The 25,769-nt window shown below is 58.5% G+C and carries 26 protein-coding genes and 1 tRNA gene; 6 read left to right on the top strand and 21 right to left on the bottom strand.

The genetic code is table 11. The features are described 5' to 3' along the window. Positions 1–270: 270 nt before the first annotated feature. The 8 genes from ACR0D6_RS14495 to ACR0D6_RS14460 form a co-directional block, all read right to left on the bottom strand. Positions 271–347, bottom strand: a tRNA-Met gene (locus ACR0D6_RS14495). A gap of 102 nt (positions 348–449) precedes the next feature. Continuing rightward, positions 450–1,334 (bottom strand): alpha/beta fold hydrolase, encoded by an 885-nt coding sequence (locus tag ACR0D6_RS14490; protein ID WP_480765992.1) that lies wholly within the window; start codon positions 1,332–1,334, stop codon positions 450–452. Positions 1,335–1,422: 88 nt separating this feature from the next. Further along, on the bottom strand, positions 1,423–2,901 hold the full coding sequence (locus ACR0D6_RS14485; RefSeq protein ID WP_480765991.1) for a flavin-containing monooxygenase: 1,479 nt from the start codon (positions 2,899–2,901) through the stop codon (positions 1,423–1,425). Between the two features lie 86 nt (positions 2,902–2,987). Further along, positions 2,988–3,791 (bottom strand): PaaX family transcriptional regulator C-terminal domain-containing protein, encoded by an 804-nt coding sequence (locus tag ACR0D6_RS14480; protein WP_480765990.1) that lies wholly within the window; start codon positions 3,789–3,791, stop codon positions 2,988–2,990. Positions 3,792–3,868: 77 nt separating this feature from the next. After that, positions 3,869–5,899, bottom strand: coding sequence for a phenylacetic acid degradation bifunctional protein PaaZ (gene paaZ / locus ACR0D6_RS14475; protein WP_480765989.1), 2,031 nt, complete (start codon positions 5,897–5,899; stop codon positions 3,869–3,871). Between the two features lie 131 nt (positions 5,900–6,030). Continuing rightward, positions 6,031–7,383, bottom strand: coding sequence for a TRAP transporter large permease (locus tag ACR0D6_RS14470; protein ID WP_170654363.1), 1,353 nt, complete (start codon positions 7,381–7,383; stop codon positions 6,031–6,033). Beyond that, a complete protein-coding gene (locus ACR0D6_RS14465; protein WP_480765988.1) occupies positions 7,380–7,886 on the bottom strand; it encodes a TRAP transporter small permease in 507 nt (168 codons plus the stop codon). Before ACR0D6_RS14465 ends, ACR0D6_RS14470 begins: the two co-directional genes overlap by 4 nt. Positions 7,887–7,947: 61 nt before the next feature. Next, entirely contained in the window at positions 7,948–8,967 is a 1,020-nt protein-coding gene (locus tag ACR0D6_RS14460) for a TRAP transporter substrate-binding protein (protein WP_480765987.1), read from the bottom strand. Positions 8,968–9,269: 302 nt separating this feature from the next. On the opposite strand from ACR0D6_RS14460, the gene paaG reads away from it, so the two are divergent. From paaG to ACR0D6_RS14435, 5 genes are all read left to right on the top strand, one after another. Beyond that, positions 9,270–10,055, top strand: coding sequence for a 2-(1,2-epoxy-1,2-dihydrophenyl)acetyl-CoA isomerase PaaG (gene paaG / locus ACR0D6_RS14455; RefSeq protein WP_480765986.1), 786 nt, complete (start codon positions 9,270–9,272; stop codon positions 10,053–10,055). A 1-nt stretch (position 10,056) separates the two neighbouring features. Next, on the top strand, positions 10,057–10,485 hold the full coding sequence (gene paaI, locus ACR0D6_RS14450) for a hydroxyphenylacetyl-CoA thioesterase PaaI (protein WP_480765985.1): 429 nt from the start codon (positions 10,057–10,059) through the stop codon (positions 10,483–10,485). A gap of 15 nt (positions 10,486–10,500) precedes the next feature. After that, positions 10,501–11,811, top strand: coding sequence for a phenylacetate--CoA ligase PaaK (gene paaK / locus ACR0D6_RS14445; RefSeq protein ID WP_480451734.1), 1,311 nt, complete (start codon positions 10,501–10,503; stop codon positions 11,809–11,811). A 3-nt stretch (positions 11,812–11,814) separates the two neighbouring features. Then, complete coding sequence (locus tag ACR0D6_RS14440) at positions 11,815–12,411, top strand: TetR/AcrR family transcriptional regulator (RefSeq protein WP_480765984.1); 597 nt, start codon at positions 11,815–11,817, stop codon at positions 12,409–12,411. Positions 12,412–12,474: 63 nt separating this feature from the next. Next, entirely contained in the window at positions 12,475–12,687 is a 213-nt protein-coding gene (locus ACR0D6_RS14435) for a hypothetical protein (RefSeq protein WP_480765983.1), read from the top strand. Between the two features lie 140 nt (positions 12,688–12,827). Here the strand turns inward: ACR0D6_RS14435 and ACR0D6_RS14430 are convergent, their stop codons facing one another. From ACR0D6_RS14430 to ACR0D6_RS14370, 13 genes are all read right to left on the bottom strand, one after another. Then, positions 12,828–13,589 carry a Phenylacetic acid catabolic protein gene (locus ACR0D6_RS14430; protein WP_480765982.1) on the bottom strand — a complete coding sequence of 254 codons (762 nt, stop codon included), beginning with the start codon at positions 13,587–13,589 and terminating at the stop codon, positions 12,828–12,830. Between the two features lie 12 nt (positions 13,590–13,601). Continuing rightward, the gene (locus ACR0D6_RS14425) at positions 13,602–14,675 is read right to left on the bottom strand and encodes a 2Fe-2S iron-sulfur cluster-binding protein (protein WP_480765981.1); all 1,074 of its coding nucleotides are present in this window, start codon (positions 14,673–14,675) and stop codon (positions 13,602–13,604) included. Between the two features lie 24 nt (positions 14,676–14,699). Beyond that, entirely contained in the window at positions 14,700–15,161 is a 462-nt protein-coding gene (gene paaD, locus ACR0D6_RS14420) for a 1,2-phenylacetyl-CoA epoxidase subunit PaaD (RefSeq protein ID WP_480766017.1), read from the bottom strand. 6 nt (positions 15,162–15,167) lie between these two features. Continuing rightward, positions 15,168–15,929, bottom strand: coding sequence for a 1,2-phenylacetyl-CoA epoxidase subunit PaaC (paaC, locus tag ACR0D6_RS14415; RefSeq protein ID WP_480765980.1), 762 nt, complete (start codon positions 15,927–15,929; stop codon positions 15,168–15,170). Beyond that, entirely contained in the window at positions 15,929–16,213 is a 285-nt protein-coding gene (paaB, locus tag ACR0D6_RS14410; protein WP_170654343.1) for a 1,2-phenylacetyl-CoA epoxidase subunit PaaB, read from the bottom strand. Before paaB ends, paaC begins: the two co-directional genes overlap by 1 nt. A gap of 24 nt (positions 16,214–16,237) precedes the next feature. Beyond that, on the bottom strand, positions 16,238–17,230 hold the full coding sequence (gene paaA, locus ACR0D6_RS14405; RefSeq protein WP_480765979.1) for a 1,2-phenylacetyl-CoA epoxidase subunit PaaA: 993 nt from the start codon (positions 17,228–17,230) through the stop codon (positions 16,238–16,240). A 68-nt stretch (positions 17,231–17,298) separates the two neighbouring features. Then, positions 17,299–18,501 carry a 3-oxoadipyl-CoA thiolase gene (pcaF, locus tag ACR0D6_RS14400; protein WP_480765978.1) on the bottom strand — a complete coding sequence of 401 codons (1,203 nt, stop codon included), beginning with the start codon at positions 18,499–18,501 and terminating at the stop codon, positions 17,299–17,301. Positions 18,502–18,694: 193 nt separating this feature from the next. Continuing rightward, a complete protein-coding gene (locus ACR0D6_RS14395) occupies positions 18,695–19,087 on the bottom strand; it encodes a carboxymuconolactone decarboxylase family protein (protein WP_480451748.1) in 393 nt (130 codons plus the stop codon). A gap of 31 nt (positions 19,088–19,118) precedes the next feature. Next, positions 19,119–19,859 (bottom strand): sulfotransferase-like domain-containing protein, encoded by a 741-nt coding sequence (locus ACR0D6_RS14390; protein WP_480765977.1) that lies wholly within the window; start codon positions 19,857–19,859, stop codon positions 19,119–19,121. Between the two features lie 54 nt (positions 19,860–19,913). Beyond that, complete coding sequence (locus tag ACR0D6_RS14385; protein ID WP_480451751.1) at positions 19,914–20,732, bottom strand: aspartate racemase/maleate isomerase family protein; 819 nt, start codon at positions 20,730–20,732, stop codon at positions 19,914–19,916. Positions 20,733–20,736: 4 nt separating this feature from the next. Continuing rightward, positions 20,737–21,156 carry a GFA family protein gene (locus tag ACR0D6_RS14380; RefSeq protein ID WP_480765976.1) on the bottom strand — a complete coding sequence of 140 codons (420 nt, stop codon included), beginning with the start codon at positions 21,154–21,156 and terminating at the stop codon, positions 20,737–20,739. Positions 21,157–21,217: 61 nt separating this feature from the next. Further along, entirely contained in the window at positions 21,218–22,309 is a 1,092-nt protein-coding gene (locus ACR0D6_RS14375; RefSeq protein ID WP_480729683.1) for an aromatic ring-hydroxylating oxygenase subunit alpha, read from the bottom strand. Next, positions 22,306–23,193 (bottom strand): MurR/RpiR family transcriptional regulator, encoded by an 888-nt coding sequence (locus tag ACR0D6_RS14370; RefSeq protein WP_480765975.1) that lies wholly within the window; start codon positions 23,191–23,193, stop codon positions 22,306–22,308. The genes ACR0D6_RS14375 and ACR0D6_RS14370 overlap by 4 nt, the downstream gene beginning before the upstream one ends. Before the next feature lie 68 nt (positions 23,194–23,261). On the opposite strand from ACR0D6_RS14370, the gene ACR0D6_RS14365 reads away from it, so the two are divergent. Further along, positions 23,262–25,715 (top strand): FAD-dependent oxidoreductase, encoded by a 2,454-nt coding sequence (locus ACR0D6_RS14365; protein WP_480765974.1) that lies wholly within the window; start codon positions 23,262–23,264, stop codon positions 25,713–25,715. Positions 25,716–25,769: the final 54 nt, after the last annotated feature.

Below are 25,769 nucleotides of genomic sequence, written 5' to 3'. Positions count from 1 at the left end.
AGGAGGGCGCAAGAAGAACTGCATTCATCGGATGCGAGCAGTGACGCGATCTCCTTTGATCCCGCAACCGAAACAGGATATCTGCGCTATTCAGGGTCTCCTGGCCTCAATGGGTAATCCCGCTGAAAAACCAGAGGCCCAAACGCTGGGCGTCATCAGGTCTCTCATTTCTGAAATCGTTGTGTCCTCGGTGGAAAATGACGCCATCCCGTCGAGGTTAAGGGGCACAAAAGCGCCTTCGTCTGAACCAAGAATGTAAGGTGGGGGTGGTGGTAGCGGAGGAGGGACTTGAACCCCCGACACGCGGATTATGATTCCGCTGCTCTAACCAACTGAGCTACTCCGCCATGAGTGAGAGGCGATTTAAGGGAGGTGTGGGTTAGGGTCAAGAGGGAAAACCGTGGAATTACCGGTTTCTTCCCTCTTTCCATTTTCATCATTTGAACCTGTTATTGCGATCCGGCGGTCTCCTGCGGGATTTGATGTGAGGTCGCTACATTTCGAATGAATGCGGCACATTCTGCGGGAGCGGTGATCGGGATCATGTGCCCTCGTCCTTCCAGTTCCTCAACAGCGATATCGAATTGGCGCATCGGCTCGCCATGTTGCCGCGGTGACAGGATTTTATCCTCTGCGCCAAACAGGATGGCCCCGGGAACTGTCAGGGTATTGTAGCGATCGGCTTGGTGCTGGATGCTCGAATCCGCACCAATCACGTCCTGAGACGCGGTAATATAGGCAGACGGGCGCAACCCCAGTGCGCCTCCGGCTTTGTAGATGAAGTCGTCAGGGACATTTTCGGGCGCGAACACATCAGCCAGAACCTGCGGGGCAGTTTTCCGCGCCATGGGCACCGCAATGGTGTTACCAATGAGATTTCGCAGCCATCCGGTGCGTATCTCCAGAGCTTTGAATGCAGCCGGTGTGTCGGGCACTTTGTGGGTGAGCGGGCACAACAGGGCCAGAGCCGAGACGTCCTTGGGATAGTCCAGCGCCATCGCCAGTGAAACCGCCCCACCCAGAGAATGGCCGACCAGAACGGCGTCTGACACGCCCTTGATCTGAAGGAGCTGATGAATCATGCGCGCCTGCTCGGGCAGTGTGCCAAGCTCGGCACTTTCCCGCGTGGAATATCCGCACCCCGGCCGGTCGACCGCGATAACGTGATACTCCTCTGCAAGCAGGTCCATCAGGGCGTAGGTATAATGCTGTAACTGGCCGGACAGACCATGGATCAGAACAATAGTCTGGCGGGCAGGGTCCCCCGCTTCAACATAGTGAATGCTGCCGCCGTCAACCGGGATGACCTTGCCAAGTTGAGGAACCAGTTCCAATCCCTGCCGGGCGAGCCGCCGGGTCCAGAGATGGAGCCCAAGCAGTAGACCACCGATGAGTAGGACTAAGATCAAAAGCACATTCATATCAATTTTCCCCGGTCAATTCAGATGGATCAATTCCGTGGTATTGTTCCAGCCCGCAGCGAGCCATGCGTTTTTTGTACTCGGCCACAGTCCCCGGCCAAAGCGTCGTATTCCGGCCCTCAGCGTCCTGATACCACGAGGTGCAACCACCTGCTTGCCACACGCTGTTTAAGTGGCGTTCTTGCATTTCGCGGGTGAACGCAGCCTGCTTCTCGGCATCCGGAGTTATGATGCTTAGCCCGTCTGCCTTCATCTGTGTCAGCACCTTTCCGATATGCTCCACCTGCGCCTCGATCATCAGCACGACCGAGTTGTGGCCCAGCCCGGTATGTGGCCCGAGCAGGATGAAGAAATTCGGAAACCCCGCAACTGCAGTGCCAAGATTGGCCTGCATGCCGTTGGCCCAGGCCTTGCGCAACGTCTGCCCCTCGACGCCGCTTATGTTCAGCCGTTCCATTGCGTCGGTAACACGAAAACCAGTGCCCCATATCAGAACGTCCGCTTCGGTCTGGCTGCCGTCGCTTGCAATGATCCTGTTTCCCTCGATGTATTCGACACCACTTGGGATCAGTTCGACATTTCTGCGGGCCAGGGCCGGATACCAGTCGTTCGAACTGAGTATGCGCTTGCACCCGATCCGGTAATCCGGCGTCAGCGCTATTTGCAGAGCCGGATCGGAGATGGCGTCTGTCAGTGACTTCCGCCACATTTTCATGGCGAAATTGACGGCCCCCTCTTCGCCGCGAAAGACCCGGTGGCGGAATTCGAATATCCTGTAGATCAGTTCCCGCCGCAATCTGGGCAATGCCTGAAACCGGCCGTAGAGCTTACGAACCCATGGCGCGATCGGTCCGTCCGGGCGAGGAAGGACATAGGGCGGAGTGCGCTGGAAAATCGTGATTTCTTCTGCGGTTTTTGCTATTTCCGGAACAAATTGCACCGCGGATGCACCTGTTCCAATGACCGCCACACGCTTGCCTGACAAATCCCGGGAATGATTCCATTGGGCTGAATGAAATGCAGGGCCGGGAAAGCTGTCGGCGCCCGGTATTTCCGGGATCAATGGAATGTGCAGCGCACCTATCGCAGACACCAGAATGCGCGAAGACCACCTGTGGCCGTCTTCGGTTTCGACATGCCAGCGGCCGCCCGCCCATCTGGCGGACTTGAACACCTGATGAAAGTGGCAAAGATCATACAATCCCTCATCCCGTGCGACACGCTGCAGATAGGATTGAATCTCAGCGCCACCGGCATAGGCAGTGCTCCAGTCTGGGTTGAGGTGTGTCGCCATTGAATACAGGTGCGAGGGTACATCACATGCGACACCAGGATAGGTGTTCTCACGCCATGTGCCGCCGATATCGCCGGCCTTTTCCAATATCGTGATGTCCGAACTCCCACGCTTTCGCGCCTCGATCGCCATGACAAGGCCCGAGAATCCGGCGCCTATGATAAGCATGTCGGTCTGGTGCGTCATGGCGCGCCGATCCTCCGCTGGGCGTTCAGCCTGAAGCGTAACAAAAGGAATTGGATCGCGCAGCCTGTGTGGCAGATGCCGTTGGGTCAATCCGATTGATTGACGTCGGCGACTTTCGGGCAAGGCAGGGTATCCAGCAGTCTGAATACTTCGGTTCGGCAGGACGGCCCGGCCCAGTCCTTCGGAAAAAAGATCGGTGGCAAATCCGGGTGCCGCAAAACGACCCGGCGCCATCTGTGGACAATCAGTGTACGCAAGGTCGCAACTTGCGCCGGGGATGGGTCCCAGCCCGACGGGCGCGTATCGTGGGCACGCCGGACAGCATCACGCAGGCTTTCGCAGGCTTCGCGCAACTCCGGCGGGCAAATGCGGGTCTGCAACCACATGGGGACCGAGCGCGCGGTTACCTCGAACGCCATAAGGCCCTCGCAATTCCGGGGTGGTGGTCCCGACGCCATGGCAATGTTCTTGCCCATGGATGTGTAATCACGGGTCAGCAGCAGATCATCCAGCGTGCGAATACCTGGCCCTTCCTCGGCAATCAGTATGTGCCACGTTTCCGGCGTCACTTGTTCGGTTGCATAGATACGGGGCGTGACTTGGGCGGATTGGGTTCGGCCAAAATCAGTCAGAAAATGCATTGAGACGCGGCCAATACGGGCGCTTTCAATCCATCCATCCTTGCGCAGACGGTGCAACGCGACACGGATCGCTTCGGGTTTGATGCCGATCGGTTCGATGATGCGAGTCAGCGCGCCGCCTGAAATCTGTGCGCCCCGCTCCTGTGCGAGGTCGCCGAACAGCGAGACGATGATCGACCAGACGCGCAGATTGTGCGGGTCAGTCAGATCGGCCACTGCGGTTTCGAACCACCTTTGGTCACTGGTCATGGGACCAGTTTAAACCCTTAGCGCGGATAAGAAAAACACAAACACCGAAATTGAAGGTTCCGATTGGACCATGGTCCTCAATAAGCGTTCATGGTCAGCAACTCGTACTCCGCGACTTTGTCGTCATCCTGATTGGTCAGGGTAACGTGCCAGCGAACCTCGCCGTATTCGTCGGTGCGGCGGGTCTTTTTCCTGACCGTCAGGCGGACTTTGATGCTGTCGCCCGCGCTGACCGGTTTCATGAAGCGCAGGTTGTCCAGTCCGGTATTGGCCAGAACAGGTCCCTCGTTCGGTTCGACAAACAGCCCTGCGGCAAAGCTGAGCAGCAGATAGCCATGTGCCACGCGGCCGGGGAAGAATGGATTCCTTTTGGCCGCTTCTTCGTCCATGTGGGCATAAAACGTGTCACCCGTGAAATGGGCGAAATGTTCGATGTCGTCCATCGTCACGGTGCGGGACGTGGTATGCAGCGTCTCACCGATCGACAGATCTCCGAATTTCCGCGTGAAAGGATGGCTCGGGCCTTTGACTTCGGTCGCGCCGGGAACCCAGGTTTGACCGATTGCGGTCAGCATCTCGGGTGAGCCCTGAATGGCGGTGCGTTGCATGTAGTGCTGGACGCCGCGAACACCGCCCAGTTCTTCGCCGCCTCCCGCGCGACCGGGGCCGCCATGCACCATGTGGGGCAGGGGGGAGCCGTGCCCGGTCGATTCCTTCATCGAGTCGCGGTCGTTGATGTAGATGCGCCCGTTATAGGCCGCAGCCCCCAGCACCACATTGCGCGCGATGTCCGGATCATGCGTGATCAGTGAGGTAACCAGCGACCCCTGACCTCGATTAGCAATTGCAATGGCATGATCTGTGTCGCGATAGCCCATGATGGTCGAGACAGGCCCAAAAGCTTCGGTATCGTGAACGCGATTGGCGTTGTCCGGGTCGGCGCAGTGAAACAGCATCGGCGGGACAAACGCGCCTTTTTCCGTATCCGCGCCTTCGATGGCAAACGACTCAGGATCACCAAAAACCCGCTCCGCCTCTTGCCCGATGATTTCTGCCTTGGCCAGAACATCAGCCTTTTGTCCGTTTGAAACCAGCGCCCCCATTCGGGTCGTTTCAAGCCGGGGATCGCCAATGGTGGTTTTTGCAAGACGGGCCGAAAGCGCCTCGATAACCGGTTGGACAAGCCCTTCGGGGGCGATGATGCGGCGAATGGCGGTGCATTTCTGCCCGGCCTTCGTCGTCATCTCGCGCGCGACCTCTTTCACGAACAGGTCGAATTCAGGTGTGCCGGGTGCCGCGTCCGGACCGAGGATTGAGGCGTTGAGGCTGTCCTGTTCGGCAACAAAACGGACAGAATTCTGCAGGATCACAGGATTCTGCCGCAGCTTCAGTGCGGTATCGGCCGACCCCGTAAAGCTGACCACATCCTGACAGGTCAGGTGATCCAGCATGTCGCCGATCCCACCTGAAACCAGCTGCAGCGCCCCGGCGGGCAGAATGCCGCTGTCCAGCATGACTTTCACGGCCAGCTCAGTCACATAACAGCTGTTGGTCGCGGGCTTCACAATGGCGGGAACACCCGCCAGAAGGGTGGGGGCCAGTTTCTCAAGCATGCCCCAGACCGGAAAGTTGAACGCATTGATGTGAACGGCCACGCCGTGCAGCGGTGTGCAGATGTGCTGCCCCAAAAAGGTGCCGTGCCGCGATAGTTGCTCGACATCTCCGTCCAGATAGACATGGCTGTCTGGCATCTCGCGGCGACCCTTGGAGGCAAAGACGAACATCGTGCCGATACCACCGTCAATATCGATCAGGTGGTCGTTTTGCGTGGCGCCCGTGTTGAAGCTGAGATCGTATAGCGCCTGCTTGTGCGTCGTCAGGGCCTGAGCCAGCGCCTTGAGCATCTTTGCGCGTTCATGAAAGGTCAGCTTGCGCAGGGCCGGACCGCCCGTGTTGCGTGCAAATTCCAGCATGGCCTTGGTATCAAGCGACGAATTTCCGGCGCTTGCAAAAGCCTCACCTGTGATGGCCGAAGCGATGGTTCGGGCGCCTGCGTCGGGTGCGATCCATTCTCCGGCGGCAAAACTGGAAATCTGTTGCAAGGTCATCGGACTCTCCTGTTCCTGTTACACCGCCGGGCAGCACGGTATCGTTAGAATATAATTAACCGAATGATCGGTCAATAAATGAATGTTTAACGCAATGAGGCTGCGACCGGCGGTTGCTCCGGTCGCCGTTTTCAGTGACCCAGTGCGCCCATCTGCTGCGGCAGGTACAATACGACAATCGGGACTAGAACGATCAACGCCAGCCGGAAAATGTCAGCGACCCAGAAAGGTGTCACGCCGCGAAAGATCGTGCCGGTGGACACATCTCCGACCACGCCCTTCAGGATGAACACGTTCAGACCAACAGGCGGAGTGATCAGGGAAATTTCCGTCACAACAACAACGACGATACCGAACCAGATCGGATCATAACCCAGCGAGGTCACCAGCGGAAAGAAGATCGGTACCGTCAGCAACAGCATGGACAGCGATTCAAAAACGCAACCAAGGATGATGTAGATGCCCAGGATCATCAGGATTACGACAAACGGCGAAACGTCATAGGCCGTAACCAGCGCAATCAGCGCCTCGGGCAGACCAGCGAGGTTGATGAAGTTGGAAAAGATCTGTGCGCCGATCAGTACCGCGAACAGGGCGGCCGCCGTAAAGCATGTTTCTTTGAGGACTTCGAAGGTCGATCCGATGGTCAGGCCACCGCGGAACAAGGCGATCAGGAATGCGCCGGCGGCACCCATGCCCGCGGCTTCGGTGGGCGAAAACGTCAGGTTCAGCGGCTCGAAATCGAAGGCGCCGTAAAGCCCGCCGATAACGAGAAAGAACAGCAAGAGCACGGCCCAGACCGAACCCAGCGCGCGAAAACGCTCGCCCCAGTCGGCGCGCTCACCCGCCGGACCTGCTTCGGGGTTGCGCCAGACGGTCCAGCGTACGGCAAAAAGATAAAACAGGATGCCGAGCAAGCCCGGAATGATACCGGCCATGAACAGCTTGCCGATCGAGGTTTCGGTCAGCAGGCCATAGATGACCAGAATAACCGAGGGCGGGATCAGAATGCCCAACGTACCGCCTGCCGCGATGGATGCGGTGGACAGCTCGTCTGAATAGCCGTAGCGGCGCATTTGCGGCATGGCGACCTTGGACATGGTGGCGGCGGTAGCCAAGGACGAGCCGCAGATGGCGGAAAACCCACCGCATGCCGCCACGGTCGCCATGGCGATTCCACCCCGCATGTGACCCAGAAAGGCGTTGGAAACTGCATAAAGCTCGCGCGCCATGCCACCTTTGTTGACGAACAGACCCATCAGGATGAACAGCGGCACAACGGACAAACCGTAATCCTGCGCGGTGTCTGTGATCTGGCGGCCCACCATCGACATCGCGGCTTTGAGCCCGCGCTCATCGAAGATTGAGCCTCCGCGTTCATAGGCAAAGCCAAAGGTGCCCACGAGGCCCATTGCAAAAACGATGGGCAAGCGCACAAGTACCAGAACAAGGACAAGTGCAAATCCGATAAGCGCGGCGGTCATTTGGCATGCTCCGACAGGGTATTGGGGGCAAAGAGATGAAGCAGGCCGGTGATGATCATGACCACTGCCGTGATTGCCACGGATATGGTGATGAACCAGCCGACGAGATAGGTCGGGATCGACAGATATTCAGTCACGTCGCCATAGTCGCGCGCGCGTTCCGCCAGCACCCAGACCCGCTGGACGGGCCAGAACAGCATCACGCCACTGACCAGATAGATCACAGCGTCGCGAATTCGGCTCAGACGCAGACGATGGAATATTCCGTCGGTCAGGTCGACGGCAATATGGCCGTTGGTGACCGATATGATCGGAAGGACCGAAAAGACCAGTATCGCCATCAGGATGCGGGTCAGTTCCGTTGCAGCCTCGATCGGGGAATTGAAGACGGATCTGAGGATCACATCGCAAAACGTCATGATCATGAGGATGAACAACGCTGCGCTGGCTACGAAAACCGGCAAAATGCTGACCCGCCGAACAAGCTGGATGAGAGAGGTCATTTGGCTGCTCCCGAAAGGGGTTGGCTGGGGGCGGCGGCGTCGCGCCGCCCCGCAGACTGGATCAGTTGGACGCCATTTCCGACCGGATCATGTCATAGGCCGCCTGCGCGTCCACGCCGGTTTCGCTGACTTCGGCGATGACTTTTCCGCGCACATCCTCTGCAATGACCGAGAATTTCTCAAGATCGGCGTCAGAGGCTGCGTTGATTGCATTGCCATCGGTGCTTTCCGTTGCTTCGCGACCGATCGCGTCAATCTCGTCCCAGATTTTACCGATCTCCCGGCTCAGCGGTTCACCAAAGACGTTTTCGTCAAGCGCCGCCTGCAGGTCTGCGGGGAGGTCGGCAAAGGTGTCTTCGTTCATGATGAAGGCGAAGGAACCACGATAAAGGCCACCGGGCATCTCGTAAACGTTCTGTGCCACTTCGGTCAGTTTAAAGCCCTTGCGGGATTCAAAGGGCATCACGACACCGTCAGCCGCCTTGGAGGCCAGCGTCTCGTAAACCTTGGGGGCAGGCACCTGGATGCCCGTCGCGCCCAACGCGGTTCCCACGTCGCCACCAACACCACCTGGGATGCGGACCTTGAGGCCGGAAATCTCACCAAGTTCGGTAACAGATGAGCTGGAGTGCAGCTGGGCGGGGCCGTGTGTGTGCAACGCGACGACCTTAACCCCGCGATGCTCGTCCGCGTCTTTAAGGTATTTGTCATAGGCACGCCAATAGGCAACTGATGCAGCCTCGGCCGAACCCTCATATCCGGGCAATTCAATCAGCTTCGTGGTGACGAAGCGGCCCGGCTGATAGCCGTGAAAGATGATCGATGCATCCGCCGCACCATCCATGATCAGGTCCATCTGTGCCGGGGGCGGGGCGATGCCAAGCTTGAGTTCGGCGGTGACTTTGCCGTCTGTGGCCTCTTCAACCATCTCGACGAACTTGGGCCACATCTTGGCGTTGATGCCGTGCGTTGGCGGCGCCCAGCTGGAAATTGTCAACGTGTAGTCGGCTGCCGTTGCAACTGTTCCGCTGACCGCAAGAGCTGCGGTGGCAAGCAAGGTTGAAAGCCTGGTGAATTTCATGACTGGTATCCTCCTCCGAAACATAAGTCATTAATGTGTTAATAGTCAATTTTGTAACTATCAACGGGTTGGTAAATCGCGAAACAGATATCGGGCAGGTTTCTGCTGGGGCCCCAAGGCTTTGGTTTCGCGATTTTTTTCAGAAAGACTGCAAATCTGATCCGTTTGTGCCGGACAAGTTGAACCTTTCCGAGTCATCATTTCCCCCTTTTCTTCACGGGAATCGAGATTCGAAGAATTTATTGACCAACCGTTCGGTTTATGCAAGAAATTTGTAACAACATCTGAAAAGCGGGGAGGTCATGTCAGATACGATTGTTGCGCAGGACCATGGAAATTGGGTCGAAATAACTCTCAACCGTCCGGATCGCCTGAACAGTTTCACTGCTGAGATGCACGCGGCCCTGCGGGGCGCACTGGAAGCCGCGCGTGATAATGGCGCACGTGCGATTCTGTTGACGGGCGCGGGACGTGGTTTTTGCGCGGGGCAGGATCTGGCTGATCGTGATCCGTCAAAAATGGATGGACCGCCGGATTTGGGACAGACAGTGCGTTCTTTCTATGCGCCGCTGGTGCGCCTGATCCGGTCACTGGAGTTTCCGGTGATCTGCGCGGTAAACGGCGTCGCGGCCGGAGCGGGGGCGAACCTTGCGCTGGCCTGCGATATCGTTATGGCGGCGGAATCCGCCAAGTTCATTCAGTCTTTCTCCAAAGTCGGGTTGATACCGGACACTGGCGGCAGCTGGCATCTGCCGCGGTTGTTGGGTGAAGCGCGGGCCAAGGGGCTGGCCCTGACCGCGCAACCGCTGCCCGCGAAACAAGCGGAAGAGTGGGGATTGATCTGGAAATCGTTGCCTGACGATCGCCTGATGGACGAAGCCCGTGCCATGGCCGAACAGTTTGCGAACGGGCCGACTCTGGGGCTTGGTCTGACCAAAATGGCTATTCAAGCCGCAGCGGTTGACACGTTGACCGATCATCTGGAGCTGGAAGCCGACGCAATGAAGGCCTGTGGCGAAAGCGCCGACTATGCGGAAGGCGTCACGGCGTTTCTCGAAAAACGTGCGCCAAAGTTCCGGGGCGAATGATATGACGCCAAAGGAACGCGCCGAAAAAGCCGCCGCGGCGATGTGGGCCGAAGATATTGCGTCAAAATGGGCTGGAATGGAAATCACTCATATCGACGAGGGGACCGCCGCACTTGAGATGACCGTTGCGCCGCATCACTGCAACGGGCACGGCATTTGCCACGGAGGTGTGACTTTCATGCTGGCCGACAGTGCCTTTGCTTTTGCCTGCAACAGCCGCAATCAATCCACGGTCGCTCAGCACAATGTCATCAGCTTTATTGCTCCGGCCCGGCAGGGTGATCGTTTGACCGCAACGGCAACCGAGCTGAGCCTGACCGGGCGCAGCGGAGTATATGACGTAACAGTAACCAATCAGGACGGACGCAGGATCGCGGAATTCAGGGGGTTTTCCCGCGCGATCAAAGGTGCGTTGTTTGATGAGAATTAAGGCGAGGAGGACACCATGAAGGATCTGACCCCGAACAAATCCGATCTGGATCCGATTGAAATCGCGTCAATCGATGAAATCCGCAAGCTTCAGCTGGACCGTTTGAAATGGTCGGTGCGTCACGCATACGACAATGTACCGATGTACAGGCAGCGCTTTGATGAGGCCGGAGTGCACCCCGACGATATGCAATCCTTGGGCGATCTGGCGAAATTTCCGTTTACCTACAAGAACGACCTACGCGACAACTATCCCTTTGGCCTGTTTGCCGTGCCGCGTGAGCAGATCATCCGCCTGCATGCCTCGTCCGGTACGACCGGCAAGCCAACAGTGGTCGGATACACGCAGGGCGATATCGATAACTGGGCGGATCTAGTGGCGCGGTCGCTGCGTGCAAGCGGTCTGCGCAAAGGCGACATGGTTCACAATGCTTATGGTTACGGCCTGTTTACGGGCGGGCTGGGCGCGCATTACGGGATCGAGCGTCTTGGCGCGACTGTCGTGCCGATGAGCGGCGGCCAGACCGAAAAACAGGTGGGCCTGATCACCGATTTCAGGCCGGACGGGATCATGGTAACGCCGTCCTATATGCTCAACATTCTTGAGCAATATCATAAGGTTGGCATGGATCCCCGCGAAACCTCATTGTCTGTGGGGGTATTCGGGGCCGAGCCCTGGACCGACGCCATGCGCAAGGAGGTTGAGCAGGCGTTCGACATGCATGCGGTCGACATCTATGGACTCAGCGAAATTATGGGGCCGGGCGTTGCCAACGAATGCGTTGAAACCAAGGATGGACCGGTGATCTGGGAAGATCATTTCTATCCCGAAATCATTGACCCCGTGAGCGGTGAGGTGATGCCCGACGGCGAAATGGGAGAGTTGGTGTTCACGACCCTTACAAAAGAGGGCCTGCCAATGATCCGCTACCGTACCCGCGACCTGACGCGCCTTCTTCCGGGAACCGCGCGCTCGATGCGGCGGATGGAAAAGATCACCGGACGATCGGACGACATGATCATTCTGCGTGGCGTGAACGTGTTCCCCAGTCAGGTCGAGGAACAGGTCATGGCGACGGGCGGTCTTGCGCCGCATTACCAGATCGAATTGTACAAGGCAGGCCGGATGGATGCCATGCGGGTCTTTGTCGAGGCTCTGCCGGACGCAGCGGACGAGCTGAGCAAAACCGCGGCAGCCCGCATGCTGACCAAGCGTATCAAGGACATTGTTGGTGTTTCCACCGAGATTGTTGTAGGCGAGCCCGGCGATGTTGAACGCAGTCAGGGCAAGGCCAAGCGCGTTGTCGATAACCGGGATAAGGAGTGAGGTTTGGCCCGCACGATAGCCAAAGACCATGACCAGAAGCGCGCGCAGATACTGAAATCCGCCGCGCGCGTCTTTGCGCGTGAGGGGTTCGACCGCGCGTCGATGACCCAACTTGCGCGCGAATGCGGAATCTCCAAGGCCAATATCTATCACTACTACGACAGTAAGGATGCGATCCTGTTCGACATCCTTGAAACCTATCTGCGCGAGCTGCGCGATCTGATTTGCGGGATCGAAATCGAAGGCCTGAACGCTGCGGATCGGCTGCAGAAAGTGGTAGCGGAAATCCTGCTGGCCTATCAGGGTGTCGATGACGAACACAGGGTACAGACCAGTGGAATGTCGGCCCTTCCTGCGGACCAGCAAAAGCTGCTGCGCGGGTATCAACGGGATATGATCGAGTTCCTGAGCGGCATAATCACCGAGATTGCCCCGGACGTGTTCCGGGGTGACGTGAACAAGCTCAGATCCACGACGATGTCAGTCTTTGGTATGCTGAACTGGTACTACATGTGGAATTCCGGGGCCGATACGGCTGCGCGCGAGGACTATGCCAATCTGGTCAGCAATTTGACACTTCATGGTGTTCAGGGTCTCTGACGCGCGATAAATTGACTTGGGTGCCTCCGGGAATGCTGCTTCAATGAGGCAGGGAGGATCGCGATGCAAACCCCGGAAAGTTTCGAGAAGTTCTACTTCACCAAAGTCGGGCTGGGCGAAGCCTGTGGCTGCGCTGAAAAAGTGATCGACGTCTATGAATTCAATCGTAAGGGCGGCGCAAATGATGCTGTGGTCAAAACAGGCAGCGGAAAAAAGCGCGGTTCGTTACGCTCCTGGGCTTTGAAGTTTGGACTGATCAGCCGCTCGCGTGAATGAGTGCGTGGCGGCGGGTTACGCTTGCGCAGGGATTTGAGAATGTGCGCCCGCCGCGCGCGCTCCGGCGTGCGCGGCCCGGCCCAACGGGAGGCGGCGCCGAAGGCGTCAACGACAGGCGGGAGTACCCCAAGTGGGGTAATTTACTCCGGTTTTTTTAGGCCGAGGTTTGTCAGGATTGCGCCGGCTTCCGCGTCCCATCTGGTTTTGAGCTCGGAATTGGATGACTTGCGCAGGCCCATCTCGCGAAGGCTTACCAGCTTCTGTGATGACCCCGTCCCAAAGCTTTCCGAAACACGCGGCCACCAATAGTCAACGGCGTCCTGCATCTCGTTTGTATGACCCTGTTCCAGAAGCTTCACCGCACCCTCCAGCGCAAGTTCGCCGTGATGTGCCTCCACCGGGGCAATGGTCCGGAAGGCTTCGGCAAGCGGTTGATATGAGATCAGGGAAAACTCAGCCAGCTGTACGGCGACGGCACGGCTCATCAGAAGGTTCATAACAACGGCGTCTACCCAACCCTCAATCGGGTAGTTGAAGACCGCAAGCCGCATGTCATGTTCGGATCTGGTCGCGCCGACATCCGCCCCACGATCAAGCCGGGTGGTCCACGGGTGGTGGCTTACATACCGTTCGGCATTGGCGCCAAACTCTCCCATGATGCGCAGGACCCGATCAGCATGGTCGGTCTTTTCCAGAACGATTCTGGCGGCTGCAATCCGCTCTTTGATGCCCGGCCCTTGATTGATGATGTCGGCAAAACCCGCTGCACCGGCCAGCTCACTGTCCACGAATGTCGCCATCAGCTTCATCAGCTCGGCACGATAGCGCGGCGGGACATTGGTGGGGTTGGTCAGAACACCACCGGCGGCCAGATAGCTTTCGATCGTCATGTCTTCGGCCATAGTTCTTCTCCCTTACTGGTCGTAGTCGACGACAACGGTGTCTGTCAGCGGGAAGGCCTGGCAGCTCAGCACATAGCCTTTCTCTACCTCATAATCTTCCAGCGCATGGTTCGCGACCATCTCGACATCGCCCTCGATGACTTTACAGCGGCAGGTCGAACACACTCCGGCTTTGCATGCATAAGGTGCATCCATGGCGTTTTCCAAAGCCGCGTCGAGGATCGACAGGTCCTTGGGCATGGTGATGGTTTGCGTTGCCCCATCCAACGTGATCGACGTCTTGGTCTGGTTGGCGCTTGTCGCGGCATCCGCCGACACGACCTTGCGTTTCGCCCGTCCGGGTTGGGCGCTTGCAAACAGCTCGAACTTGATCTGACCGTCGTCTAGACCATGCGCACGCAGGGCTGCGGCGATACCCAGCATCATCGGTTCAGGGCCGCAGATAAAGGCTGTGTCGACGTTTTCGATATCGATCCAGTGTCGGAACAGCTCGGCACATTTTTCCTGCGTTACCAGCCCGGTGAACAGGTCAATTTCCTGCGCATCGGATTCCAGCACATGGATCACGTTCAGACGGCCCATATAAAGGTTTTTGAGGTCTTCCAGTTCCTCGCGGAACATGATCGTGTTCACGCCCTTGTTGGCGTAGACCAAGGTAAACCGAGCATCGGGTTCGCGCGCCAGAGTCGTCTTGAGGATCGACAGAACCGGTGTAATGCCCGAGCCGCCCGCAAACCCAAGGTACTGTTTTTCAGCACCGGGAGTGATGGCCGTGAAAAAGCTGCCCATTGGCGGCATGGCCTGCAATCTGTCACCGACTTTGAGTTCTTCGTTGGCCCAGGTGGAAAAGGCACCGCCGTCGACGCGCTTGATGCCCACTTGCAGCACCCCGTCATCCTTGCCCGCGCAAATCGAATATGACCGGCGCAGTTCCTCTCCGTCGAAGTCCCTGCGGAATGTCAGGTACTGCCCCTGGGTGAACTCGAACTCTTCGGCTGCACCGTTGACCGGTGCAAGCGTGACCACCACTGCGTCACGGATCGTTTTATGGATGTCTGTGACTTCCAGTTCGTGAAAGCGTGCCATCCGGCTGTTCTCCTTTTCTAGGGCTCAGATACACTTGAAATAATCAAATGGTTCCAGGCAATCGGTGCAGCGCCAGTGGGCCTTGCAGGGGGTCGAACCGAATTGACTGACCCTTTCTACTGCCTTGCTGCCGCAATTCGGGCATCGCTCCGGCCCACCCGCGGGCTGGGGTGGAGCGATGCCATATTCCTCAAGCTTTGCGCGGCCCTTCTGACTTAGCCAGTTGGTCGTCCAAGCCGGAGAGATGCTTGTTTCCAAACGGATATCGTTGATGCCGTGATCGCGCAGGGCCGTTTCGATATCCATGCTGATCACCGATGTCGCCGGACAACCTGAATAGGTTGGCGTCACCGTGACCTTCAGTGTTTCCGCATCCCATTGAACATCGCGCACGATACCCAGATCCACGACCGAGATCACCGGGATCTCGGGGTCGGGAACGGTATCGAGCCACTCCCAAATCTGATCGACCGAAGCGCGTGTCATCGTCATTTACCAACTCGCATTCGGATAGGCGCGTTGCAGCCACTGCATCTGCGTCAGAAGATGCCCAAGGTGTTCGGTATGCATCCGTCCGTCGCGCCCGCCCTTGTGGGCAAAACGGCTTTCCGGAATGGTCAGCGTCGCCTCAGTCAGCACGCGCCCTACAAGGGCGTCAAATTCTTCGCGCAACCCGGCGGGATCAGGCGCGATACCCGCGGCGGACATTTCTGCATCCACGTCATCGCCAGCAAACATCTCACCGACGTAGGGCCAGAGGTAGTCCAGTGCATCCTGCATCCGGGCGTGGCTTTCCTCGGTTCCATCGCCAAGACCGACCACGGTATCGCCCGAGCGTTCCAGGTGATAGGCAACCTCTTTGCTTGCCTTCTCTGCAATTGCGGCAACACGTTCGTCGGATGATTTCATCAGACGACCCAGCATGATCGAGTGCCAGGCATCGAACAGAAATTGGCGCATCAAAGTGCGGCCAAAGTCGCCGTTGGGAACTTCGACCAGCAGCACATTGCGGAAGTCCCACGCATCACGCAGAAACGCCAGATCATCGGCGCTTTTGCCTTCGCCCTGAACATCGCCCGCAAGACCCAGCCACATCTGGGTTTGTCCAATCAGGTCCAGCGCCGTGTTGGCCAAAGCAATGTCCTCTTCCAGCACAGGTGCATGACCGCACCATTCGCTGACACGGTGGCCGAGGATCAGGGTGTTGTCCCCCATCCGCAGCAGGAATTGCAGGAATGCCTCATCGCGGGTCATTACATTGCCCCCACTTCTTCGGGGATGTCGAAAAAGGTCGGATGGCGGTAAACCTTGCTTTCGCTCGGCTCATACAGAGGGCCTTTGTCGCCGGGCGAGCTTGCCGCGATGTTGTTGGCCTCGACCGCCCAGATCGACACGCCCTCGTTCCGGCGAGTATAGACGTCGCGGGCATTCTTGATCGCCATCTCTGCGTCAGGGGCGTGCAGCGAACCGACGTGCCGGTGGCTCATGCCGTGCTGGCCACGGATGAAGATTTCCCAAAGGGGCCATTCGTTTTTCATGTGCAGTCCTCCATACGAGTGGGGTTATTCGGCGGCCAGGCCGGTGGCTTTTTTCTTGCGGGCATGCGCCAGCAAACCGTCGCGCACCCATTTCCCGTCGTCCCAGGCCTTGTTGCGCGCTGCCAACCGGTCAACGTTGCAGGGGCCATTTCCCCGCACAACGTCGAAGAATTCGGACCAGTCCGGGTCTGAATAGTCGTAATGGCCGCGCTCTTCGTTCCATTTCAGGTGCGGATCGGGGATCGTCAGCCCCAGATATTCTGCCTGAGGTACTGTCTGGTCCACGAATTTCTGGCGCAGTTCATCGTTGGTGTTGATCTTGATTTTCCAAGCCATCGACTGGGCGCTGTGGACGGATTCCTTGTCGGATGGTCCGAACATCATGAGGGACGGATACCAAAGCCGGTTCAGGGCGTCCTGCGCCATTCGCTTTTGCTCAGGTGTGCCTTCGGCCATTTTCCGAATGGCATCGTAGCCCTGCCGCTGGTGAAAACTCTCTTCCTTGCAGATGCGGATCATCGCACGCGAATAGGGGCCAAACGAGGTTCGCTGCAACGGCACCTGATTCATGATCGCCGCACCATCGACCAGCCAGCCAACCGCGCCGATATCGGCCCAGTTCAATGTCGGATAGTTGAAAATGGACGAGTATTTCATACGGCCATCCAGCAGCATTTCCGTGATCTCATCGCGCGACACGCCCAGCGTTTCGGCTGCGCAGTACAGATACAGGCCATGCCCTGCTTCGTCTTGTACCTTGGCCAGCAGGATCGCCTTGCGTTCGAGTGTCGGCGCGCGGGTGATCCAGTTGCCTTCGGGCAATTGTCCGACGATTTCCGAATGCGCGTGTTGGCCAATCTGGCGGATCAGCGTCGCGCGATAGTCGTCCGGCATCCAGTCCTTTGGCTCGATCTTGATATCTGCGTCGATTTTGTCCTGAAAGGCACGTTCCTGATCCGTCATCTCTTCACGGGATTTGACGCCGGTTCCAGCTGTCTTGATCATCTGAGCGTACATATCGGATCTCCTCACGTTTTCTCTGTCGCGCGGCGAATGTTATCTGTTCCCGCTGTTCAGCCCGCGCCTTAGACGCGTTCAAGTATAAGTGCGGCCCCCTGACCAACCCCAACGCACATGGTGCAAAGCGCATAGCGCCCGCCTGTACGCTGCAGTTGATAGGCTGCGGTCATCACAAGACGTGCGCCGGACATGCCCAAAGGATGACCGATGGCAATCGCGCCGCCGTTGGGATTCACATGGGGTGCATCATCGGCGACACCAAGTTCGCGCAGGGTGGCCAGGCCCTGAGACGCAAAAGCCTCGTTCAATTCTATCACATCCATCTGGTCGATGGTTAGCCCGGCGCGCGCCAGCACCTTGCGGCTGGCAGGTACGGGACCAATTCCCATGACGCGCGGTTCAACGCCTGCAACAGACATGCCTACGACGCGGGCAATCGGCGTCAGGCTGTTCTTGGCTGCGGAAGCCTCGTTTGCCAGCAGGATTGCCGCGGCACCGTCGTTCACGCCCGAGGCGTTTCCGGCCGTCACTGATTTGTCTGGCCCGTTGACGCCCTTGAGCCCGGACAGCTTGTCGGCGCTTGTGCCCGGTCGGGGATGTTCATCGGTGTCCACGATGATTGGATCACCTTTGCGCTGTGGGATGGTGACCGGGGTGATCTCCTCCTTGAACACCCCGGCCTCATGCGCCGCGGCCCAGCGGGCCTGGCTGCGTGCGGCAAATGCGTCCTGATCGGCGCGGCCAATATCATAATCATCGGCCACGTTGTCAGCGGTCTGTGGCATCGAATCCGTGCCGTACATCTGCTGCATCTTTTTGTTGACGAAGCGCCAGCCGATGGTGGTGTCGTAAACCGCGTTTGAGCGGGTGAAGGCGCTTGTTGCCTTGGGCATAACGAACGGCGCGCGCGACATGCTTTCAACGCCGCCTGCGATGGCCATGTCATAATCACACGCTTTTATAGCGCGCGCAGCCATGCCCACAGCGTCCATTCCTGATGCGCACAGCCGGTTAATCGTGGTGCCGGGAACCTCGACCGGCAATCCCGCCAGCAAGGCGGCCATCCGCGCGACGTTCCGGTTGCTTTCCCCGGCCTGATTGGCATCGCCAAAAATGACGTCATCGACACTAGACCAATCCACTTGTGGGTTTCGCTCTTTCAGAGCCGCAAGCGGAATAGCTGCCAGATCGTCCGTGCGAACCTGTGACAGCGCACCGCCGTAGCGTCCGATCGGGGTCCGTTGTGCGTCGCAGATAAAGGCGTCCATGCGTCAGAAACTCCAGTCATGCGTAGGGCGTCATTAAGTGACCGATTGGTCGGGTAATACGCGAGGAAGCGATTCGCAGCAAGAGAAATGTAACGAGTATGATGTAAAGGCACTAATTTTGTAACATATCAGGATGAGATCAAAAAAAGACCCGCCTGAAAGCGGGCCTTCTTTTTGGGCAATTGGCCGAGGGTCAGAGTTGCCCGGCTTCGTCCAGAACTTTGCGGGCCACACGGAAACATTCCAGGGCCTGTGGGACGCCGCAATAAATTCCAACCACATGAATAATAGCGCGAATTTCCTCTTTGCTGACGCCGTTGGTGATTGCGCCCCGGCAATGAATTTCCCATTCGTGCATCTTTCCCAAGGCGCCGATCATGGACAGGTTCATCATCGAGCGCGTTTTTGCGTCGATCACGTCATCTCCCCAGCCGAAGCCCCAGCACCAGGCTGTCATGGCTTCCTGAAACGGGCGCGTAAAGTCATCGGCAGCGGCAAGATTTTTTTCGACATATTCCGCGCCAAGTGTGCCTTTGCGCTGTTCCAGCCCTTTTAGGAAAAGGTCTTCGTCAAAGATGTCTGCCATTGGGGTCTCCGTGATACTCGGTGTTATGGGATCAGGCTGTCAGCCGATGTTTATATAGGTGATCGTAGTGCGGCTTCATCCGGCGGTGTACCTGTTTCACCCGATCCGGGGCTTCATCCAGCGAAATGTGTTTGCGCGGCTGCGGGGTCAGCCCGGTGGACTTGGCGAGATTGCCGTGAAACGAGCCGCCATCCCACCAGCTATGGGCCGACGGATCCCCACCCGCTTCCCAGCTGAGGGCCTCTTCGATGAACGGTATCCTCATGTTTTCGCAGAATTTTTTCGTTATACTATGAGGATTTTCCAGCAAGTCGTCGCTGTCGATTACGCAAGGTGGCGTACCGTTCAGGGCGGTCAGCAGGTCAAACAGTGCACGCTGTTCGGGAAAGCCGACCTCGCCTTCGGCAAAGTCCGGCCATTGCTTGTACATCGAGGTGATCGTCTTGGCCGGATCGCGGATCAGGAAAGCGTGGTTGAAGTTCGAAAGAAACTCAGCATCCCACATGTGATTGATATAATGGGGGAAATCCTTCATGAAGACCGGCCCTTTGCGGGCGCGGTCCTGCACATCCGCCCAAACGGTTTCCAGTGTCAGGCCAGGTGTTGTTTTCTCGCCCGGCTGAAAGCGGTGCCACAGGGGTTCCTCGCCCTGATACCAGGCTTCGCCAAAGGGTTCGTGCAGGCAGTCCAGATCGCCGCGCTGTCGCATCATCCATTCGAAGGCGGTCGAGGTCGAGCGGGGAACAGCCCAGAGGGCAAGGATTTTGTGCATTTTGTACCTGTTTCTGAGGGGGTTTCTTCCGGTTTGTACAACCTGTTTGTGCGCCTAGAGGCTTTGTAACAGTCGCCCGCGCGGCGTCTCGGGGGCAAGGCCCAGCGATTTGAAGATGCGCCAGTAAAGCGCGATGTCGTGACCGATGACCGGTTTGCCCAGAGCGGTTTCCAACTCGTCCGCCAGATGCAACGGGCGTTGCGGTAAACCGCCGGGGCCAGTGCGGAAGTTGCACATACCGTTAATCAGGATCGCGTCTGCTTGCGGGGCCTGTTCGGCAACATATTCGAAACTCTTCCGGGCCAGATCACCGTCAAATACCCAGCGATAGGAGTTGACCTCTTCCTGATCGGCGAACCAGCCCTGATCGTGGAAGTTGCCCGCATAAAGCACGTCGAACCCGGCCTCGCGCAGAAAGCCGACCGTACCCTGCCACCATTCGGGCCAGTGATAGGCGGCGTTGAGGGCGACCTTTTCCACATTCATCTCGCGCAGGGCCTCGACCATGGCGTAACCGGCCATGTGAAAACGGATGCCGTGTTTGTCGGACAGATCCTCGCAATGCTGACGTACGCCTTCGACCCCCAGCCCGCAGGCATGTACCCAGTTCGAGCCGACCTGACCGCAAACATCGACGCCATTGCGGGACATGCAGTGGACGAAATCTTCGAGCATGCCAAAGTTCTTTTTGCGTTGGTCCAGCCCGTGCACATAGTCGGGCACATGCAACATCCAGCCATGCACGCCAACCGTCTCGGGGCACATGCGCAGGAAGTCCGAAGGGGCCGCGTCAAAGTCGAAGGGCGGAGATGTAAAGCCCACCTGATAGGGGAACAGTTTGTGTTCGGGGCGCCATTCGCCGGGCATGAGCATGGGGTTACTCCTTGTTCGCTATGGCGGGATCGGCCTGGAAGCTGTGATGTTTGGGAATGTCATCCGACAACTGCAGCCACGAAACTGCGCTGCCCATGACCACATGGGCGTCCGGGGCGTAACCTACATCATCATCCAGTGTTGCCGCGTGAATGTGGATTTCGCCCGGCCATTTGTCGGACCTGAAATACAGACGTGATCCACATTTGGGGCAAAAGCCACGATGGGTGCCGGGGGAACTTTCGAAATGGTTGACCTCACCCACCCATTCGACGGTTTCAGGGACCAGCCCGACAAACGTCGTGAAGGGAGAGGACGTGGCCTTTTGACAGTCGCCACAATGGCAGGACAAACGGCGCGTCACGGTCCCGGTCGAGGACCACGTTACTGCGCCGCACATGCATTGACCTGAAAGGCGGGTCATTCCGGGTGCTCCGGGACCAAGAAAAATCGAAGAATTTTCTTGGCTGTGGCGACTGTTGGTTTCATGTTTCCACACCCTCGCGCATCCATTGTTGCAAGCGGGCGATCGAATGTTCCGACATCACGCCACAGCCGGGGTCCAGCACCAGAGGGCCCGGGCGATAGCCGCGGGATTTGAGGCCGCGGTGGACGCTTTCGACCAGACGGATGTCTTCCTCGACGGTGGTTTCACGATCCTGTACGGCCAGTTGCCGGATCACCGCGCTTTCCGAGCCGCCCTCGGTGTACCAGCCGCGCCAGACGGTGCAGTGGTCGGCATCACCTGCGCGCCAGTGATAGGTGTTCAGCACATTGCCCGGGTAGCACTGGAACGAGAACATCGGCCACAGGAACCACGACTGATAGTCGCCCGCATGAGGAACTGACAGATCGATGGGATAGGTCATCTTGTCGAGGCTTTGGCATTCCGTCGTGTGGCGCAGGACATAGCCGCCGCCTGCGTCGGGCTGGATGTCATAGGTCTCGGGCTTGACCACGCCTTCGGCAAAGGTCGGGTGGTTGGTCGGGCAATGGTAGCATTCCGAGTAATTCTCGACACTGACCTTCCAGTTGCAGTTTTCGGGAATCTCGACCCATTCCAGCGGTTCCAGATCGTCGATATGCGGAACAAAGGCGCGGATTTCCTCGCGCACACCGGGGTACCATTCGTCCATCGGGGCGGCGTCATCGTCGAGGTTGACGAAGATGAAACCGTTGAAGACCTCGGTGCGGACAGAGGTCAGGCAGATGGCGCTGCGGTCGAACCCGGGGACGGATTTGATGTTGGGACCGGCGCGCAGCTGACCGGATAGCTCATAAGTCCAGGCGTGGTAGGGGCAGACCACGACGCGGGTGTTGCCTGCGCCCGTCACCATCTCATGCGCGCGGTGCTGGCAGACATTGTAGAAGGTTCGGATCTCTCCGTCGCGGCCGCGAATGCAAAAGAGGTTCTGTCCGGCGATCTCGAAGGCGAAGTAATCCCCTGTCTCGCGCACCTGTGCGACGTGTCCTGCGAATTGCCACGTTCGGGCCAGTAAACCCTGCATCTCCTGCTCGAAGATCGCTGGGTCAGTGTAATACCGGGCGTCCAGTGAGTGGGTCAGGGGTGCGTTCATTCGGGCTCCTCCGCGTAGAGGCCAAGTTGGTGTCTGCGTTGGTGAAACCGTTCCACCCGCTCGACGATCTCGTCGCTGGAGACGGCGATCACGAAGGACAGCAGCGTTTCCAGCAGCGCGATGGTCGAAACGGAGGACGGGAAAAATTGCGGCGTGTCGGCGGCGACGACAAAGCCGTGATGGGCGTTCAGGATGATCGGGCTGGCCGGGCTGTCCGAGAGGCCGACAACGGTCAGCCCCTGTTCGCGGGCCAGCTTCACGGCCTCGATCACTTCGGTGCGGTACGGTTTGCAGGTGATGGCGATCAGAACGTCCTGCTTGTCAGCCCACGCCAGATCGTCCACCGGGGTCGAGCCGGGGCGGGGGATGGCGTGGAACTGTTTCATCCCCGTCGAGGCAAGGTAGGTGAAGTTGCGGGCGTTCGAGTTGTTGACGCCGACGCCCAGCGTAAAGATTTGGCGCGAGTTCCAGATATCTTCGGCGGCGGCCTTCAGGCGTGCGGCGTCGATACCCGCAAATGTTTCTTCGATGTTGCGGATCGCGGACCCGACCATATCGGCATAGAGCCCGCCCAGTTCCCCCGACTTGCCGATGCCCTGCAGCCAGCGGGCGCGGTCCGGAAACGACACCGCGCCTTGTCGAATCGCTTCGCGGAAGGGAGCGCGGAAATCCTCGTACCCGTCAAAGCCGACCTGCCGCGCCATGCGCACGAAGGTGTTGGGTTTGACATTGGCGGCCTCGGCGATCTCGCGCACCGTTGAAACCCCAACATCCGTGGGGTTTTCCAGCACATAGCGCGCGGCCTTCTGCGCCTCGGGCGTGAGGGCGTCCCATTCCTCGGTCAGGCGATCCAGAACGGATGATGATACATTTGTGTCATTCATGATTGACGATGGTACATTTGTGGAATTAGCCTGTCGAGCAGAAACGCGACTCGGGAAGAGGAAAAATCATGTCCGGGAAGGAACTGCCGTCACAGGCCCGCGTGGTGATCGTGGGCGGAGGTGTCATGGGGGTCGGTCTGGCCTATCATCTGGCACATGAAGGTTGGACCGATGTGGTCCTGCTGGAAAAGGCCGAACTGACCAGCGGCAGCACGTGGCATGCGGCCGGTCAGATCACCCATTCGACTAGCTCCTTCGGGCTGGGCAAATGTGTGGATTACAACATTGGCCTGTATTCCGGCGCATTGGAGGCCGAGACAGGTCAGGCAGTGACATGGCACGGCTGCGGGTCCTTCCGGCTGGCTTATACCGAAGACGAGATGGACTGGCTGCGCCACACGCTGTCGGTGGGTCGGTCGCTGGGCTTCAACATCGAACTGGTGGGGCCGGAAAAGGTGGCCGAGCTGCACCCGTTCTACAATCTCGAAGGCGTGCTGGGCGCGCTGCACACACCTGATGACGGCCACGTGGACCCGACCAATGTGACCATGGCGATGGCCGCCGGGGCGCGTCAGCTGGGGGCGAGGATCATCCGTCATTGCCGGGCGACGAACATCACGCAGGCCAAAAACGGCGAATGGGTGGTCGAGTCTGAGAAGGGCACGATCCGCTGCGAGCATGTGGTGAATGCAGGCGGTACCTATGCCCGTCAGATGGGCGAGTGGTCGGGGCTGCAACTGCCGATGACTTCGATGACGCACCACTATTTCGTGACCGAGCCGGTGCCCGAGTTCGAGGGGCTGGACAAGGAATTGCCGGTTATCCGCGATGACAAGAAAGTTTCCGGCTATATCCGGATGGAGCAAAAGCGCGGGCTGATCGGGATTTACGAGAAAGAGAACTCGAATTCCGTCTGGCACGATCATTGCCCATGGGATTACGAGAACTGGCTGTTCGACGCCGATTACGACCGGATCATGCCGTGGCTTGAGGAAAGCCTGAATCGAATGCCGATCTTTGCCGATCTGGGCATTCAGCGCGAGGTGCACGGTGCGATTTCGCACCCGCCGGATGGCAACCCGCTGATCGGACCTGCGCCTGGAGTCCGGAACTATTGGTGCTGCTGCGGGACGCAAATCGGCATCGGCTGGGGGCCGGGTCTGACCCGCGAACTGGCGCGCTGGATGGTGCATGGGGCGGCGGATATCTCGATGCGCGACTACGATCCGCGCCGGTTCGGGGCTTATGCAACCAAGGGCTGGCAGGTCACCAAGGCGCATGAGGATTACAAGCTGCGCCACGAGATTCCATTCCCGCATTTCAACCGGCTGGAAGGGCGTCCGATCAAACCCTCGCCACTCTACGAACGGCTGAAGGACAAGGGCGCGGTTTACGAAGAGGTTTATGGCCATGAACGCCCGCGCTGGTTTGCTAAAGACGGTGTCGAACAGCGCGATCACTACTCGTTCCGCCGCAACGTGGTGCACGACATGGTCGGGGCTGAATGCAAGGCCGTGCGCGAGGCTGTGGGGATCATGGACATCTCGGCCTTTACCAAGGTCGAGGTGACGGGACCCGGTGCCGGGGCGCTGCTGGACCGGCTGGTCGCAAACCGCCTGCCACAAAAGGTGGGGGGCATCGCTCTGACCCATATGCTGAACCGCCGTGGCCGGATCGAGTTGGAAACCACGGTCGTGAAGCTGGACGAAGAGCGCTATTACCTTGTCTGCGCGGCCTTCTTCGAACAGCGCCTGCTGGATCATCTGAACCACCAGCGCGCGGATGAAGATGCCCGGATCATCCTGCGATCCAACGATTGGGCGGCGCTGAGCCTGAACGGCTCAAAGGCGCGCGAGGTTCTGGCCGCCTGCACCGATGCGGACCTGAGCAATGCCGGATTCAAATGGTTGACCGCGCAGGAGATTGAGGTGACCGGGCGCAGACTCTGGGCGTTCCGCATGTCCTATGCCGGGGAGCTGGGATGGGAGTTGCATATCCCGCGCGACAGCGCGCTGGCGGTCTATGATGCGCTCTGGGCGGCGGGTGAGGCGCATGGGATCACTGATTATGGCTCCTTCGCGATGAACGCGTTGCGGATGGAAAAAGGCTTCAAGGGCGCTGGTGAGTTGACCAATGAGGTGACACTTGCCGAGGCGGATGTTCTGCGCTTTGCGCGCACCGACAAGGACTACCTGGGCAAAGACAAGACCCTGAACACCGATCTGCCGTGGGTCTGCGCCTATCTGGAGATCGAACCGGATGGGGTCGAGGATGGCCATGGCGGTGAGGCGGTGCTGTTAGAGGGCAAGGTGGTCGGCTCGACCGCTTCGGTTGCCTATGGTCACACCGTCGGCAAGATCCTTGCCTTTGCCTATGTCAAACCGCACGCCAACGTGCCGGGGACGCAGATCGAGGTTGTGATCGCGGGACAGCCACGTAAGGGGCGCGTTCTGGGCGAACCCGCCTATGACCCGCAGAGCCTGCTGCCAAGGGCGGACGTCGCCATGGAGCCTGCGGAATGAAACCACAGCTTCATCTTTTCCAAAATACTCCGGGGGAGACGCGCGAAGCGCGGC

This window comes from Ruegeria sp. BJ6 (assembly GCF_056537885.1).
This window is presented reverse-complemented; position numbering and strand designations above follow the sequence as displayed.

Excerpts from the sequence above, each read along its gene's own strand:
- paaI (WP_480765985.1), top strand. The coding sequence starts at position 10,057 with ATGACGCCAAAGGAACGCGCCGAAAAAGCCGCCGCGGCGATGTGGGCC.
- ACR0D6_RS14395 (WP_480451748.1), bottom strand. The coding sequence starts at position 19,087 with ATGGCAGACATCTTTGACGAAGACCTTTTCCTAAAAGGGCTGGAACAG.
- paaB (WP_170654343.1), bottom strand. The coding sequence starts at position 16,213 with ATGAAAAACGAATGGCCCCTTTGGGAAATCTTCATCCGTGGCCAGCAC.
- ACR0D6_RS14375 (WP_480729683.1), bottom strand. The coding sequence starts at position 22,309 with ATGAACGCACCCCTGACCCACTCACTGGACGCCCGGTATTACACTGAC.
- paaC (WP_480765980.1), bottom strand. The coding sequence starts at position 15,929 with ATGACCCGCGATGAGGCATTCCTGCAATTCCTGCTGCGGATGGGGGAC.
- paaD (WP_480766017.1), bottom strand. The coding sequence starts at position 15,161 with ATGACACGCGCTTCGGTCGATCAGATTTGGGAGTGGCTCGATACCGTT.
- ACR0D6_RS14425 (WP_480765981.1), bottom strand. The coding sequence starts at position 14,675 with ATGGCACGCTTTCACGAACTGGAAGTCACAGACATCCATAAAACGATC.
- paaA (WP_480765979.1), bottom strand. The coding sequence starts at position 17,230 with ATGTACGCTCAGATGATCAAGACAGCTGGAACCGGCGTCAAATCCCGT.
- pcaF (WP_480765978.1), bottom strand. The coding sequence starts at position 18,501 with ATGGACGCCTTTATCTGCGACGCACAACGGACCCCGATCGGACGCTAC.
- ACR0D6_RS14380 (WP_480765976.1), bottom strand. The coding sequence starts at position 21,156 with ATGACCCGCCTTTCAGGTCAATGCATGTGCGGCGCAGTAACGTGGTCC.
- ACR0D6_RS14365 (WP_480765974.1), top strand. The coding sequence starts at position 23,262 with ATGTCCGGGAAGGAACTGCCGTCACAGGCCCGCGTGGTGATCGTGGGC.
- ACR0D6_RS14430 (WP_480765982.1), bottom strand. The coding sequence starts at position 13,589 with ATGGCCGAAGACATGACGATCGAAAGCTATCTGGCCGCCGGTGGTGTT.
- ACR0D6_RS14460 (WP_480765987.1), bottom strand. The coding sequence starts at position 8,967 with ATGAAATTCACCAGGCTTTCAACCTTGCTTGCCACCGCAGCTCTTGCG.
- ACR0D6_RS14370 (WP_480765975.1), bottom strand. The coding sequence starts at position 23,193 with ATGAATGACACAAATGTATCATCATCCGTTCTGGATCGCCTGACCGAG.
- ACR0D6_RS14390 (WP_480765977.1), bottom strand. The coding sequence starts at position 19,859 with ATGCACAAAATCCTTGCCCTCTGGGCTGTTCCCCGCTCGACCTCGACC.
- paaK (WP_480451734.1), top strand. The coding sequence starts at position 10,501 with ATGAAGGATCTGACCCCGAACAAATCCGATCTGGATCCGATTGAAATC.
- paaG (WP_480765986.1), top strand. The coding sequence starts at position 9,270 with ATGTCAGATACGATTGTTGCGCAGGACCATGGAAATTGGGTCGAAATA.
- ACR0D6_RS14470 (WP_170654363.1), bottom strand. The coding sequence starts at position 7,383 with ATGACCGCCGCGCTTATCGGATTTGCACTTGTCCTTGTTCTGGTACTT.
- paaZ (WP_480765989.1), bottom strand. The coding sequence starts at position 5,899 with ATGACCTTGCAACAGATTTCCAGTTTTGCCGCCGGAGAATGGATCGCA.
- ACR0D6_RS14465 (WP_480765988.1), bottom strand. The coding sequence starts at position 7,886 with ATGACCTCTCTCATCCAGCTTGTTCGGCGGGTCAGCATTTTGCCGGTT.
- ACR0D6_RS14385 (WP_480451751.1), bottom strand. The coding sequence starts at position 20,732 with ATGCTCATGCCCGGCGAATGGCGCCCCGAACACAAACTGTTCCCCTAT.
- ACR0D6_RS14485 (WP_480765991.1), bottom strand. The coding sequence starts at position 2,901 with ATGACGCACCAGACCGACATGCTTATCATAGGCGCCGGATTCTCGGGC.
- ACR0D6_RS14435 (WP_480765983.1), top strand. The coding sequence starts at position 12,475 with ATGCAAACCCCGGAAAGTTTCGAGAAGTTCTACTTCACCAAAGTCGGG.
- ACR0D6_RS14480 (WP_480765990.1), bottom strand. The coding sequence starts at position 3,791 with ATGACCAGTGACCAAAGGTGGTTCGAAACCGCAGTGGCCGATCTGACT.